Origin of the sequence: Streptomyces sp. NPDC047042 (assembly GCF_040644035.1) — a bacterium.
Classification (GTDB): domain Bacteria; phylum Actinomycetota; class Actinomycetes; order Streptomycetales; family Streptomycetaceae; genus Streptomyces.
The window spans coordinates 1-12,847 of the sequence record NZ_JBEYVP010000086.1 but is presented as its reverse complement, the minus strand read 5'-3'; the positions used below and the strand labels follow the sequence as shown (position 1 = coordinate 12,847).

Below are 12,847 nucleotides of genomic sequence, written 5' to 3'. Positions count from 1 at the left end.
TAGGCGGCCGCGGCACTGCGCACGGCGCGCAGCCGGTCACCGCGGGGCCACACGTCGTGGACACCTTCGAATTCGGGGATGGGACGCGGAGCGGCGGCGTCCTGGGTCTCCTCCGCGCTGGACGTCGGCTTGGGTGTAGTGGTCACGGGCTCAACTCTCGGGATGGCGGACGGTGCGGGTGCGCTGCTCGTAGGCCGCGCGGACCGACCGGTCGGACAGGGCGGCGAGCTGGTTGGGGACAAGGAGGTGATGCAGGGCGTCGCGGGCACGGCCCGGCAGCAGCGCGGCCAGCCGGGTCAGGGCGGCTATCTGGCGTGGAACGAAGACCTCGAACCGCGGGCGCAGCACGACGTCGAGCACCGCGTCGGCCACCTGATCTGTCGTCAGGCGTGGGGTGCGGCCGGACGCGGTGCCCACGGCCAGCTCGGTCTCCACGACGCCGGGCATCACCAGGGACACGTGCACGCCGGTGCCCCGAAGTTCGGTGCGGACGGCGGTGCTGTAGCCGTGGACGGCGTGCTTCGTCGCCGCGTAGGTCGCCTCGCCGGCCGGGGCGACCTTGCTGGCGGCGGAGGCGATGTTCACGACGTGGCCGCGACCGCGTTTCCGCATCCCCGGGATCACGAGTTTCATCCCCCTCTGTACGCCGTGGACGTTGACGTCGAACTGGCGCAGGGCGGCTGCCTCCGGTTCCTCCTCGAAGGGGCCCACCCACATGATTCCGGCGTTGTTGATCAGTACGTCGATCGGCCCGAGCCGGGTCTCGACGGTGCGCAGGAAGTCTTCGAAGGAAGGTGTGTCGGTGACGTCGAGAGACAGCCCGAGCAGCCGGCCACCGGGATGCGCGCCGATGGAACCGGCCGTCTCGACGGCGAGCTCCGCGTCGAGATCGCCGATCGCCACGGCGGCTCCGGCCGCGGCGAGCCGGGCTGCGACGGCACGCCCGATTCCGCGCCCCGCCCCGGTGACCGCGATCACTTTGCCGGTCAGCGGTTGTGTGCGGGCGAGCCTGTCGCGGTCTCTTCGGCTGAACGTGTACGGGTCCCTGGGCGGTGCTGCCACGGTCGAGCCCCTTCCTTGCCCTGAGCATGAGCGGAATAACGAGCGGCAGTCGGTGGCACGTCTGACACGAAGTCGTGTCAGATGAACTGACAAGCTAGAGTGTCAGTTCAGGCCACACCGGTGTCAACACCCCTGCGAAGGGAAAACATGACCGGCACACAGACCGCCGGGCGGCGCTACGGAGGGCGCGACGCGGCGGAACGGCAGCAGGAGCGCCGCGCCCGTCTCATCCAGGCGGGCCTCGACCTGTTCGGCACGGCCGGATACGCCTCAGCGTCCGTCAAGCAGGTGTGCTCGCACGCCGGACTGACCGAGCGCTACTTCTACGAGTCGTTCCGCGACCGCGAAGACCTTCTCGCCGGGGTCTACAACGACCTGATTACTATGATCAGCGCCGAAACCGCGCAGGCCGCAGCCGCTGCCGCCCCCGATGTCGACGCCCAGCTGCGCGCCGCCCTCGATGCCTTCATCCGCACACTGACCGGCGACGCCCGCATGGCCCGCCTGGTTCTCATCGAGGTCGTCGGCGCCAGCCCCCGCCTCGAAGTGCGTCGCCGCGAGGTCCTGCACGAATTCGCCGCCATGGTCGCCGCCATTGTCGGACCGCCCCCTGGCCCGGAAGCCTCCTCCAGTCGGCTCACCCTGACCGCGATGAGCCTGGTCGGCGGAGTCAACGAACTCCTCGTGGACTGGACACTCGGCCACCAGAACGCCACCGTCGAGGAACTGATCGACGTGTGCCACACCCTGTTCATCGCGGCCTGCCGAGCCATCGGCGAGCAGCCCTGACCAGTCTCGGTGGCCGGGATGGTCTTCGCGAAGCCGGACGAGCGGACCCGCCTGATCTACCGGATACTGGTGCACCATCCCGGTCGGCGCGGTGAGAAGAACGGTTTCAGAGAGGCGGACTTCGCCGAGCTGCTGGATGTCGCCCACCAGCAGCTCGGCGGGAAGATTGTGCTGGTGTGGGACAACTCCACCCAGCACAAGGACGCGCTGATGCGCGAGTTACTGGCCGCCCGCAGGCGGTGGCTGACCGTCTTCCGGGTGCCGGCCTACGCCCCGGACCTGAACCCGGCGGAAGGCGTGTGGGCGAACCTGAAGAACGACCTCGGCAACCTTGCCGCCTGCACCGTCGACGCTCTCGCCGACCTCACCCGCACCCGGCTGAAGAAGATGCAGTACCGGCCCGACCTCCTCGACGGTTTCATAGCCGAGACCGGCCTCACCTGGACACCGCCATGACGTCACCCCGAAGCGAAAGTCTCAGAACTGAAGCGAGCGTCTTGCGGTCACCCGATCCCGAGCTCGCGACGTTCGGCGTGCAGCACGTCCTGGTCGTCGCGCCTGTCACTCGCCCATCCCATCGGAGCCTCAAAGGGGCGGGCGGTCGGCAGAACGACCGTAGGACCAGCGACCAGCGTGCGGCGGATGATCTTCCACTCGCCGTCTCGGCGGAGCATGCGATCGATGAAGCGACCCCATGTCATGAAGTGGAGCGCCCCATCTGGCCTGACGGCACCCTCGCCGAGGAACTGTTGGAGGGAGGCCCTGGCGTCAGCGGGGTAGTGCTGCACGATTGAGTTGTAGCTCTCGACCAGGGCCAGGTCGTCACCTGCAAACTCGATGAGGATGTTCCCACTGATGTGCAGCGAGTACGGGATGGTCTCGTGTCGGTGAGCGATCCAAGCGATGAGTCCGTCGATGTCGCCCTGGTAGGCGCCGTGATTGTCATAGGCGTCGTGGTGGTAGCAGCGCCGGAGCTCGTCCAGGTCGAGCCTGTCGACTGATCGGCAGTACCGGTTGAGCACATCTCGGATGGCCTCCCGGTCGATGAGTCGCCTGAGGTCCGGGGCGAGAGAGTCACTCGTCATCGGTGAGCACCTGTCTTCGTTGTCGATGTCGTGCCGCGCCCGCCCGGCGAGCTCTCAGGAGGCAGGGCCGACCTGAGCCACTTGCCCCTCGGGCATCCGGCGACGCTACGCGGCGGCGCGAGATCCGATGTCCAGACGCCTGTCATGGCAATCTCCTGTTCTGTGGTTTTCGGAGTAGTGAGGTCCAGAGGGGCAGGACGGGGCGTCGCTGCGTGAGCTTCGCCCGGTCGACCCGGGTACGACAGCAGCTCCCTCGCGCGCGATGAAACGCACGGTGCGTGCGGTCCAGCCCCGCAAGATCCGCGGTCTCCCCGAGCTCATCGACGGCTCGTTCAAGCAGGGCAGTCGAGCGGCACTCAGTGCCTGACCAGGGCGAGGATCGCATCCATCATGTCGGCCGCGGTCAGTGGACCGTCGGCGCACGTCACAGGGCTGCCGATCGCGCCCCGGCAAGGAATCGTGCCCTGCTCCACCGACGGGAAGCAGGGCACGAGCGCTGTCAGTCCTGGTTCAGGAACTCCTGGGTCGTGACCGCATTCGCGTAGAAGGGGATGATGTCGGTCACGAACGAGGTCTGCTGCTCCTTGGTGAACGCCGCGGACGCATCCCAGATGACATTGGTGTGGTAGCCGAGGTCATGAGCGTTGCGCATGGTCGATTCGACGCACTGCCGCAACGCGAAACCCATGACATAGATGTCCTGGATCTGGTTGTGGCGCAAGTAGCTGTCCAGCGTGGTGCCGGCGAACGCGCTGCTGCCTCCGGTGCGCTCGCTGATCACGTACTCATCCGCGAGAGGCTCGAATCCGGGGAAGAACTCCGTCTGCTCGCCCAGGAAGGAGCTGTAGTCGCGCATCATCTTGCGCAGACCGTACTTCGCTTCGCCGAGCGCTCGGTACGTCGGCTCCAGCACCATCCGCACGTGGATGACTTCCATGTTCTGGCGACGCGCCTCGGCCAGGACCTCCTTGGAGTTGGCGACAGCGGCGTCGACCTGCTCGCGGTCCTGGAATTGCCCATTGATGGTGCCGGTGGGGGCGAGCCAGTCGTTCATGTACTCGATCAGGATCAGCGCGCTCTTCTTCGTGCTCTGCTCACTCATTGAATTACTCCTCGTGTTGAATGGTATTTCGGTCGCCCGAGCTGAATTTCGTGTATGACGTTCAGCGGGCCAGTATCGCGACTAGGCGTGCCGCTTGTTGGGTGCGGCGGCTCGCATGTTGCAATTTTATCCGGAAACAGTCGTTCCGTCAGTGCAGTGAGACACCGATCACCACTCACGCCGACTCGTATGACCGAGACGCTGACGGCTCAGAGAAGGTTCCCATGTTGACTCCTCGTTGGAAGGCCGCAATTCGCGAGGATTGCGGGTGGAAGTTCCTGGTGTCTCGTGATCCGGTTCATGTCACCTGAAGCTCTTTGACTCGTTGGACACTCGTGAACCTCTCTTCGGAATAGGCCGCGGAATTGCGGACGTTGGCGGCGGACCGGCACGTGACGGCGGATGTGGCCGTGCGGGCCCGCATCGTGTTGTGGGTGGGCGAGGGCCGCCGCCGTAAGGACATCGCCGAACTTGCGGGGGTGTCCGCCCGGACGGTGGACCGCACCAGGGTCCGGTACGAGGAACACGGAGTTGCGGGCCTGGTGGAAAGGAAGCGCGGGGGCACTTCGCCGCCGGAATCGGGTGCGCACGCTGGCCGATCATCTGAAGCGGCGCGAGGGTATCAAGGTCTCCTTTTACTATGTCGCCCGTATCTGGCGGGAGGAAAACCTGCAGCCGCACCGGTCGGGCAACTTCAAACTGTCGAAAGGCCCGGCGTTCGCGGAGCAGGTCGCCGATATCGTCGGGTCGTACCTGGACCCGCCCGGGGGCGCTGTCGTCCTGTCCATCGACGAGAAGACGCAGGTGCACGAACCTGTTCCCCGCACTGAATATCGCCACCAGCGAGGTACTCGGCGAATGCAAGCCGAACCGGAACGGGGCGAACTTCCTGGCCTTCTGAAGAAAGCGGTGAATCCGCACGCCGGCAAGGACATTCATATCGTGCAGGACAACCTGTCCACGCACACCACCCCGGACGTGAAGGCGTGGCTGGAGAAGAACCCTCATGTCCACTTCCATTTCACCCCCGTCGGCTCCTTCTGGTTGAACCAGATCGAGACCTGGTTCGGGATCATCACCCGGCAGTCGATCCGTTGCGGCACGTTCTCCAGCGTCCACGTTCTGGTCAAACCAGGCCCGCCAGGTCGAATCCGCGCAGACCGATGTCCGCCACTGCTCCACCACAGTCCGCAACAACCACTCAGAGGAGCCTGGAGAACGACCGGCCACCATGCGCCGGACGCGTGTGCGGCCGCCACCGCGCCCCTGGGGGAGGGGACACGGCGGCCGGCCTCGTCGCCCGGCGGTTGGATCGGCCCGAGCGCCGATCAGAGCAGGGCTTCGGGGGTGATGGGCAGTTCGCGGATCCGGCGGCCGGTGGCGTTGAAGACCGCGTTGGCGATGGCGGGGGCCACGCCGATCATGACGATCTCGCCAAGTCCCTTGACGCCGATCGGGTCGGCTTTGTAGTCCTCCCCGTCGATGTAGATGGCCTTCAGGTCGGTGGGGATGTCGGCGTGGACCGGTACGAGGTAGTCGGCGAGGTTGGCGTTGACGATCCGGCCGTCGCGGTGGTCGGTGACCGTGTGCTCCAGGAGGGCCTGGCCGATGCCGCCGACCATGGCTCCGAGGGCCTGGCTGTCGGCGAGCTTCGGGCTGATGATGCGGGCGGCGTCGTACACGCCGAGCATGCGCCGCACCCGTACCAGGCCGAGCCTTGCGTCGACGGCCACTTCCGCGAAGGTCGCGGCGTAGGCGTACAGGGAGTACCTCTCCGTCTGCGGCGCGCCGGCGTACGAGCCGAGCGCTTCGAGGTGGGTGCGGTTGTTGCGGTCCAACAGCTGCCGGTAGGTCTCCCCGCGCGCGGGGTTGTCCTTGGCGTACAGCCGGCCGCCGCGTACCACGACGTCGGCGGGATCGACCCCGTGCAGCGGTGATGCTTCGTCGCCGACCGCGAGCGCGATGGCCTGCCCCCGCAGCTTGTCGCAGCCATCCTGGACGGCGGAGCCGACACTGGCCATGGTCCGCGAACCGAAGTGCCCGGTGGCCGGCGGCATGAGGGAGTCGCCGAGCCGGAAGGTCACCTGGCGCATGGTCAGGCCGAGGGCGTCGGCGGCGACCTGGGTCATGGAGGTGGCCGTGCCGGGGCCCATGTCACTGGCGGCGGACTGCAGCAGGGCGGTGCCGTCGGCATCCAGCCTGACCGACACCTGGGCCTCGCCGCGCTGGGTGTCGTAGACACCGGCGGCCATCCCCATACCGATGAGCCAGTCACCGTCGCGCGTCGAACGGGGCTTCGGGCTGCGCCGGTGCCAGCCGAACTCGCGGGCGCCGGTGGTGTAACAGTCGCGCAGGCGGCGGGTGGAGAACGGCAGCTTGGTGGACTCGTCCTCGGCGGGTTCGTTGCGCAGCCGCAGTTCGATCGGGTCGATGCCCAGGCCGTGGGCGAGTTCGTCCACCGCCGTCTCGACGGCGAAGGCGCCGATGGAGTACCCGGGGCCGCGCATGAAGAACGATGTGCTCACGTCCAGCGGCACGGTCCCGTACACCTGGCGGACGTTGGGCGTGCTGTAGAGCATCCGGCCGGGAACGAGAACGCTCTCGGTGTACGTTTCGTAGCGGGAGGTCTCGCTACGGACGTCGTGCGTCGACGCGGTCAGGCGGCCACGTCGGTCGCTGCCGAGGCGCAGCGCGTACTCGTAGGCGGGCCGGTATCCCACACCGGCGTACGTCTGCTTGCGGGTGAGCGCGAGTTTCACGGGACGTTCGACCTCGCGGGCGGCCATGGCCGCGATGACGGAGTGCACCCAGGTCCGCCCCGCGCTGCCGAAGCCGCCGCCGACGACCGGCGAGATGACACGGACCTTTTCCTGCTCCATGCCGAACTCGGCGGCCATGGTCATCACGGCGCCGAGCACCCACTGGGTCTTGTCCCAGACGGTGAGCCGGTCACCGTCCCAGCGGGCGACGACGCCGAACGCCTCTATTGCGTTGTGGTGGTTGCGGGCCGTCTTGTACGCCAGGTCCAGCTTGACGTCGGCGGCCTCCAGGGCCTTGTCCGCGTCGCCGCGCGCATAGGTCTCGGGATTGCCCCCGGATTCGGCGGCGGCGATGTCGGTCGAGACAGGCTCGGCGTCGTAGGAGACCTTCACCAGGCTCGCGGCGTGCTGGGCCACCTCCAGCGTGGTCGCCACCACGACCGCGACGGCCTGTCCGAAGTACCGGACCCGGTCGTCCTGGAAGGCCCGCAGTGGCACACCCGGCGGGTATCCCCCTTCCACGGGCGGAAGCTTGGGCGCGTTGAGGTGGCTGATCACCTTCACAACGCCGCTCTGGGCTTCGGCGGCGCGGGCGTCGATACCGGTGATGCGGCCGCGGCCGACGGTGCTGTCGACGAGGACCGCGTGCACGACCCCGTCGGGGCTGTTGTCGGCGGCGTACTTCGACCCGCCGGTGACCCTCAGCCGTGCGTCGACCCGGGCGACCGACGCGCCGACGGCTGCCTGTGGCTGGCTCACTTGGTGCCTCCTACGGTGCGCAGCTGACGTTCGACGGTGCGCTTGAGCAACTCGACCTTGAAACCGTTGTGCTGGAGAGGGTGGGCTCCGTCCGCCGCCTTCTCGGCCGCCTCGGCCCACAGGACCTTCGAGGGCCGCTCGCCGATGAGGTGCTGTTCTACGGCGGGCAGCTTCCACGGCACGGTTCCCACGCCTCCGGCGGCCACCTTCGCCTCGCGGATCACACCACCGCGGATGTGCAGCGCGACAGCCGCCGACGTCAGGGCGAACTCGTACGACTGCCGGTCACGCACCTTCAGATAACCGGATCTCAGCGGGCGCGGATGGGCCGGAATCTCCACAGCGGTGATCAACTCACCCTTCCGCAGGGCCTGTTCGCGGTTCGGAGTGCTGCCGGGTCGCAGCAGGAAGTCGGCGAACGCGACGGTGCGTGCGCCGTCCGGGCCCAGCAGGCGCACGCTCGCCTCCAGCGCCGCGAAGGCCACGGCGACGTCGGAAGGGTGCGTGGCCACGCAGGATTCGGACGTGCCCAGGATCGCGTGGGTACGGTTGACGCCCTCGCGGGCCGCACAACCGGAGCCCGGCTCACGCTTGTTGCAGGCCGCGGACACGTCACGGAAGTACGCGCAGCGGGTGCGCTGCATGATGTTGCCGCCGATGGTGGCCATGTTCCGCAGCTGCGGCGACGCGCTCAGCTCCAGCGCCTGGGAGACGACCGGGTACGTCAGGCGCACGCTCGGGTGGGCGGCGGCCTCGGCCATCCGCACCAGCGCACCGATCCGCAGAGCGCCGCCTTCGGTGACCGTCACCTCGTGCAAGGGCAGGGCGCTGATGTCGACCAGCGTCTCGGGGCGTTCGACGGTCTCACGCATCAGGTCGACCAGGGTGGTGCCGCCCGCTATGTAACGCCCGCCTCGGCGACCGGCGTTGAGCGCGCCCTGAGTGTCGGAAACCTTCGTGAAGGAGAAGGGATACATGGTGACCGGGCCTCATTTCCCGCGGGCGGTCTGCTCGACCGCGCGCACGATCTTCACGTAGCAGCCGCAGCGGCACAGGTTGCCGCTCATCCACTCCCGGATCTCGTCCGTGGAGTCGGCATGGCCTTCCTGAATGCACCCGACGCCGGACACGATCTGGCCGGAGGTGCAGTAGCCGCACTGGAAGGCGTCCTGGTCGATGAACGCCTGCTGGAGCGGGTGCAGTCGGTCCCCCTCGGCCAGGCCCTCGATCGTGGTGACCTCGGCACCCTCCAACCGCACCGCCAGCGTCAGACAGGAATTGACACGGCGTCCGTCGACCAGGACCGTACAAGCCCCGCAGGCACCGGCGTTGCAGCCCTTCTTGGAGCCCGTCAGGTCCAGGTGCTCGCGCAGCAGGTCGAGGAGCGAGGTGCGGTTGTCGACCGTGACGGTACGCCGGACGCCGTTGACCGTCAGGGAGACCCGACTGCCGGGCGGCGCCGCGGCGGCCACCGCTTCCTCGGCACCGAGCGCGGGCGGAGCCGCGACCAGGCCGCCGGCCAGGGCAACCCCGCCGGCCACGGTGGTCGTCGCGATGAATGTGCGCCGGGTCGGCGCCGAGGCGGGCTCGGCTGCTGGAGATGAGGATGAGGCGGGAACTTCGGTGGACATGTCCACTCTCCCTCGTGGGGGTACGGATGGTTGAAGCGCGGGCACGCGGTGGTGCGGCCCCTCGTGGAGATGGGTGGCGGCCCTCAGCCGACTCCCACCACGGCCGGCGACAAGGCCGGCTGTCCTGCGTCGCGATGGATGGGGGTCAGGGTGTCGGTGAGGGGGACGCCCGATCCGCCGTGCCGGGTGGCGATGATCTCGGCCGCGATGGACAGGGCGGTCTCCTCGGGCGTGCGGGCGCCGAGATCGAGGCCGATGGGTGAGTGCAGGCGGGTCAGTTCGGCGTCGGTGAGGCCGATGTCGCGGAGTCTGCGGTCGCGGTCGGCGTGGGTGCGGCGGGAGCCCATCGCGCCGATGTAGGCGGCGGGCAGGCGCAGGGCCGTCTCCAGCAGGGGTACGTCGAACTTGGCGTCGTGGGTGAGGACGCACACCACCGTGCGTTCGTCGGTCCGGGTGTGCCGCAGGTAGCGGTGGGGCCAGTCGACCACGATGTCGTCGGCATCGGGGAAGCGTGAGCGGGTGGCGAAGACGGGGCGGGCGTCGCAGACAGTGACGTGGTAGCCGAGGAACTTGCCCACACGCACCAGTGCCGCGGCGAAGTCGATCGCCCCGAAGACGAGCATGCGGGGCGGCGGCACGCTCGACTCGACCAGCACGGTCAGGTCCGGCTCGCAGATGGATCCGTCCCGTGCGATGTCGAAGGTGCCGGTGTGGCCCGCCTGCAGCAGGGAGCGGGCTTCGGTGACGACGGCGTGGTCCAGGTCGGGATGTCCGCCGAAGTCACCTTCGTAGGATCCGTCGTGACGGACTGCCAGCGCTCGGCCGAGGAGCTGCGCCGGGCCTTGGACCACGCAGGCGAGTGCCGTCTCCTCGCCCTGCGCGACGGCCGCCAGTGCCGCCTGGAAGGTCTTCCTGTCGGGACTGTCGGTGGGTATGGGAGTGACCAGGATGTCGAGGACGCCGCCGCAGGTGAGTCCTACGGCGAAGGCGTCCTCGTCGCTGTAGCCGAACCGCTCGCGCACCGCCTGGCCGTCGGTGAGCGCCTGGGTGCACAAGTCGTAGACCGCGCCTTCCACGCAGCCGCCTGAGACCGAGCCGATGGCGGTGCCGTCGGCGTCGACGGCGAGCGCGGCGCCGGGTCCGCGCGGTGCGCTGCCGCTGACGGCCACGACGGTGGCCACGGCGAAGTCCCGGCCTTCCTCGAGCCACCGGTTCAGCTCGTCCGCGATGTCCAGCACGTGCATGCCTCTCTGATGGAAGGATGAGCCGAACCGCCGTCGCCTCAGAGCAATTTGTCCAGACGCGATCGGCAGGTCCCGCACACGCTTGCCGGTCGCTTGGTCCACGGCCGCTCCGACACCGGTGATGCCCACCTCGCTCGCGCCGAGGAAGCCGAGCGGTGTGGTCAGGTGGGGGTCGTCCAGGAAGGACGCGTCGATCGGCGGGATCTTGGCGTGCACGGGCACGTGGTACTCGGCCAGGCCGGGATTCATGATCCGTCCGGTGTGAGGGTCGACGAGGGTCTCCTCGCCCATCGCCAGGCCCGGGCCCATCACGCTGCCGATGTCGATCACCCCGCCCCACTGGACACCCGTGTCCCACCGATCCCGGCACCGCCGCCGACGTCAGTTGACAGGCTGGGACCGCTCCGCACTCAGGTGGGTGGTGAGGAAGCGGGCGGCGCGGTCCAGCGCGGCGTCCGCCTCGTCGAGACGGCCGTAGTGGAGCTGGAAGACATGAGGGAGACCGGGCCCGACCTCGAGAGTGACCTCGACGTCGTCGGCGCCCGCACGGCCGGCCAGCCGGACCGCGTCGTCGAGCAGCACCTCGTTCGCCCCGACCTGCACGAGCAACGGAGGCAGCCCGGTGAGGTCGGCGAACACCGGGCTGGCCAGGTGATGCGCCCGGTCGCCCGCACCGACGTAGTGATCGGCGAGGGCGTGCAGGTCGGCCTCGATGAAGAGGGGGTCGGCGCCGTCCTTGGCACGCATGCTTTCGCCGGCGAGGGTGAGGTCGACCCACGGGGAGAAGACGACCACGGCCGCTGGTTGCGGCAGCCCGGCGTCCCGGGCGGCGAGGAGCGTGGCGATGCTCAGGCCGCCGCCGGCGGAGTCACCGGCCACGACGAGGTCGCGTGGGTCGGTGCCCGCGTCCAGCAGCTCGCGGTACGCCGCGAGCCCGTCGTCGACGGCCGCCGGGAAGTGATGTTCGGGAGCCAGCCGGTAGTCCACCGACAGCGCCCGCAGGCCCGCGCGGCGGGCCAGTTCACCGACCAGCCCTTCGTGGGTCTCGGGTGAGCCGACGACGTAGCCGCCGCCGTGCAGGTAGAGCAGCCGGCCAGGACCGGAGGCTTCGGCTGGCTCCAGCTCCAGGGCCGGCCGCCCGCCTAGAACGGTCCTGCGGGTGGCCACGCCCTCCGGAGCGGGCCGGGTGAAAGCTGCGCTGAATCCGTTGCGTTGTTCCGCCAGAGTGGGAGGTGTCTCGCTCCGGGGGGCGGAACGGATCATGGCATCCAGGGCGTCGCGCTGGGATCGGGACATGGGAAACCTCTATCGGTTCAGAAGAAGGGCAGCACCGTCGCAGCGGGACAGGAATCGCCCCGGGTCCGCGTGTGCTGGAGGATTGCGTCGATCACTTGTCGGTGCTCACGCCACTCGGGCGTGGCGTTGGAGTGCCCGCCGGCGGTGCCGGGAGGGTGTGTGCACCTGTCCCGGTAGGGACGCATGGGGGGGTGTGGCGGTGTGAAGTGGCGGTGTGGGGTTCAGGATTGGGCGCTGTAGCGGGTGAGCATGAGGGTGACGGCTTCGTCGACGATGGCGGTGTCGGTGGGGTTGGGTGGGATGAAGTCGGTGCGTACGAGTTGGGGCCACAGGAGCTGGGCGCAGATCATGCCGAGGAACTGTTCGGCCACGGCGGACGCCGACATCGGTTGCCCGTCGGCCGTGCGGAAGTCGAGGGTGCCGGCTTGTGCTTCGGCTTCCAGGTAGTCGCGGAGGCGGTCGAAGAAGGGTCCGCGGTCGATGGCGAAGCCGGTGGCGAGGATGTCGGCGAGTTCCGGCATCTGGGGGAGTTCGGTGATGATGAGGCGGCACAGCGCCGCTGTGCCGGGCCGCGAGACCAGGCAGGCGTAGTCGCGGCCGATGTGGTCCAGGCCGTGTCGGGGGTCACGGGGTGGTGCGGCGTACTCCACGTCCAGCTGCCATTGCTCGGAGGTGACGGCCGCGAACAGTGCGGCCTTGGTGGGGTAGCGCTTGAAGAGGGTGCCGGTGGAGACGCGGGCCTGCTTGGCGATCTGGGCGAGGGAGGTCTTGTCGTAGCCCCGGGCCAGGAAGAGGTCGCGGGCCGCGCGGATGATGCGCGCCCGGTTCTCTTCCTTGATCTGTGCGTGATACCCGGCCTGGCATGTGCCGCCACCGGTTTGTGCCCGGTCCTCCACCGACATGCCTGTGCCTCTCGTCCCTCGCCCGTCTTCCGGCCGTGTTCTTGCTGTCAGAGGACGGTCTGGCCTCCGTCCAGGATGAGGTCCTGGCCGACGGCGAAGGCGGAGGTGTCGGAGGCCAGGTAGACGACGGCTTCGGCGACTTCCTCGGGCATGCCCATGCGGCCCAGCGGGATGCCGGCGCTGATGCCTTCGAGGACGGCTGCCTGGATCGCGGGGTC

13 protein-coding genes and 1 pseudogene are annotated in these 12,847 nt (G+C 68.7%); 4 read left to right on the top strand and 10 right to left on the bottom strand.

Features of this window, described 5'->3' with window-relative positions:
* Positions 1-150 precede the first annotated feature (150 nt).
* Positions 151-1,062, bottom strand: coding sequence for an SDR family oxidoreductase (locus ABZ855_RS47570; protein WP_360820090.1), 912 nt, complete (start codon positions 1,060-1,062; stop codon positions 151-153).
* 147 nt (positions 1,063-1,209) lie between these two features.
* On the opposite strand from ABZ855_RS47570, the gene ABZ855_RS47565 reads away from it, so the two are divergent.
* Positions 1,210-1,851, top strand: a complete 642-nt coding sequence (locus ABZ855_RS47565) for a TetR/AcrR family transcriptional regulator (protein WP_360820087.1) — start codon at positions 1,210-1,212, stop codon at positions 1,849-1,851.
* An 18-nt stretch (positions 1,852-1,869) separates the two neighbouring features.
* Positions 1,870-2,307, top strand: coding sequence for a transposase (locus tag ABZ855_RS47560; RefSeq protein WP_360820084.1), 438 nt, complete (start codon positions 1,870-1,872; stop codon positions 2,305-2,307).
* A gap of 47 nt (positions 2,308-2,354) precedes the next feature.
* Here ABZ855_RS47560 and ABZ855_RS47555 read toward each other — a convergent pair whose 3' ends face one another.
* Positions 2,355-2,936, bottom strand: coding sequence for a nuclear transport factor 2 family protein (locus ABZ855_RS47555; RefSeq protein WP_360820082.1), 582 nt, complete (start codon positions 2,934-2,936; stop codon positions 2,355-2,357).
* A gap of 499 nt (positions 2,937-3,435) precedes the next feature.
* On the bottom strand, positions 3,436-4,038 hold the full coding sequence (locus ABZ855_RS47550; RefSeq protein WP_360820079.1) for an isochorismatase family cysteine hydrolase: 603 nt from the start codon (positions 4,036-4,038) through the stop codon (positions 3,436-3,438).
* Between the two features lie 392 nt (positions 4,039-4,430).
* Here ABZ855_RS47550 and ABZ855_RS47545 point away from each other — a divergent pair, with 392 nt between their 5' ends.
* Positions 4,431-4,868, top strand: coding sequence for a helix-turn-helix domain-containing protein (locus ABZ855_RS47545; RefSeq protein ID WP_360820077.1), 438 nt, complete (start codon positions 4,431-4,433; stop codon positions 4,866-4,868).
* A 28-nt stretch (positions 4,869-4,896) separates the two neighbouring features.
* A pseudogene (locus tag ABZ855_RS47540) lies at positions 4,897-5,085 on the top strand (IS630 family transposase); the annotation flags it as partial.
* Between the two features lie 281 nt (positions 5,086-5,366).
* On the opposite strand, the gene ABZ855_RS47535 reads toward ABZ855_RS47540, so the two are convergent.
* From ABZ855_RS47535 to ABZ855_RS47505, 7 genes are all read right to left on the bottom strand, one after another.
* Entirely contained in the window at positions 5,367-7,556 is a 2,190-nt protein-coding gene (locus ABZ855_RS47535; protein WP_360820074.1) for a xanthine dehydrogenase family protein molybdopterin-binding subunit, read from the bottom strand.
* Positions 7,553-8,533, bottom strand: coding sequence for a xanthine dehydrogenase family protein subunit M (locus tag ABZ855_RS47530; RefSeq protein WP_360820072.1), 981 nt, complete (start codon positions 8,531-8,533; stop codon positions 7,553-7,555). The genes ABZ855_RS47535 and ABZ855_RS47530 overlap by 4 nt, the downstream gene beginning before the upstream one ends.
* A 12-nt stretch (positions 8,534-8,545) precedes the next feature.
* Positions 8,546-9,187 (bottom strand): (2Fe-2S)-binding protein, encoded by a 642-nt coding sequence (locus ABZ855_RS47525; RefSeq protein WP_360820069.1) that lies wholly within the window; start codon positions 9,185-9,187, stop codon positions 8,546-8,548.
* A gap of 83 nt (positions 9,188-9,270) precedes the next feature.
* A complete protein-coding gene (locus ABZ855_RS47520) occupies positions 9,271-10,425 on the bottom strand; it encodes an XdhC/CoxI family protein (RefSeq protein WP_360820095.1) in 1,155 nt (384 codons plus the stop codon).
* Positions 10,426-10,812: 387 nt separating this feature from the next.
* Positions 10,813-11,727, bottom strand: coding sequence for an alpha/beta hydrolase (locus ABZ855_RS47515; protein ID WP_360820066.1), 915 nt, complete (start codon positions 11,725-11,727; stop codon positions 10,813-10,815).
* 221 nt (positions 11,728-11,948) lie between these two features.
* The gene (locus ABZ855_RS47510) at positions 11,949-12,629 is read right to left on the bottom strand and encodes a TetR/AcrR family transcriptional regulator (RefSeq protein ID WP_360820063.1); all 681 of its coding nucleotides are present in this window, start codon (positions 12,627-12,629) and stop codon (positions 11,949-11,951) included.
* A gap of 47 nt (positions 12,630-12,676) precedes the next feature.
* Positions 12,677-12,838 carry an SDR family oxidoreductase gene (locus ABZ855_RS47505; RefSeq protein ID WP_360820092.1) on the bottom strand — a complete coding sequence of 54 codons (162 nt, stop codon included), beginning with the start codon at positions 12,836-12,838 and terminating at the stop codon, positions 12,677-12,679.
* Positions 12,839-12,847 lie beyond the last annotated feature (9 nt).

Coding starts and splice junctions, on each gene's coding strand:
- ABZ855_RS47560 (WP_360820084.1), top strand. CDS start 1,870: ATGGTCTTCGCGAAGCCGGACGAGCGGACCCGCCTGATCTACCGGATA.
- ABZ855_RS47515 (WP_360820066.1), bottom strand. CDS start 11,727: ATGTCCCGATCCCAGCGCGACGCCCTGGATGCCATGATCCGTTCCGCC.
- ABZ855_RS47525 (WP_360820069.1), bottom strand. CDS start 9,187: ATGTCCACCGAAGTTCCCGCCTCATCCTCATCTCCAGCAGCCGAGCCC.
- ABZ855_RS47510 (WP_360820063.1), bottom strand. CDS start 12,629: ATGTCGGTGGAGGACCGGGCACAAACCGGTGGCGGCACATGCCAGGCC.
- ABZ855_RS47565 (WP_360820087.1), top strand. CDS start 1,210: ATGACCGGCACACAGACCGCCGGGCGGCGCTACGGAGGGCGCGACGCG.
- ABZ855_RS47555 (WP_360820082.1), bottom strand. CDS start 2,936: ATGACGAGTGACTCTCTCGCCCCGGACCTCAGGCGACTCATCGACCGG.
- ABZ855_RS47550 (WP_360820079.1), bottom strand. CDS start 4,038: ATGAGTGAGCAGAGCACGAAGAAGAGCGCGCTGATCCTGATCGAGTAC.
- ABZ855_RS47530 (WP_360820072.1), bottom strand. CDS start 8,533: ATGTATCCCTTCTCCTTCACGAAGGTTTCCGACACTCAGGGCGCGCTC.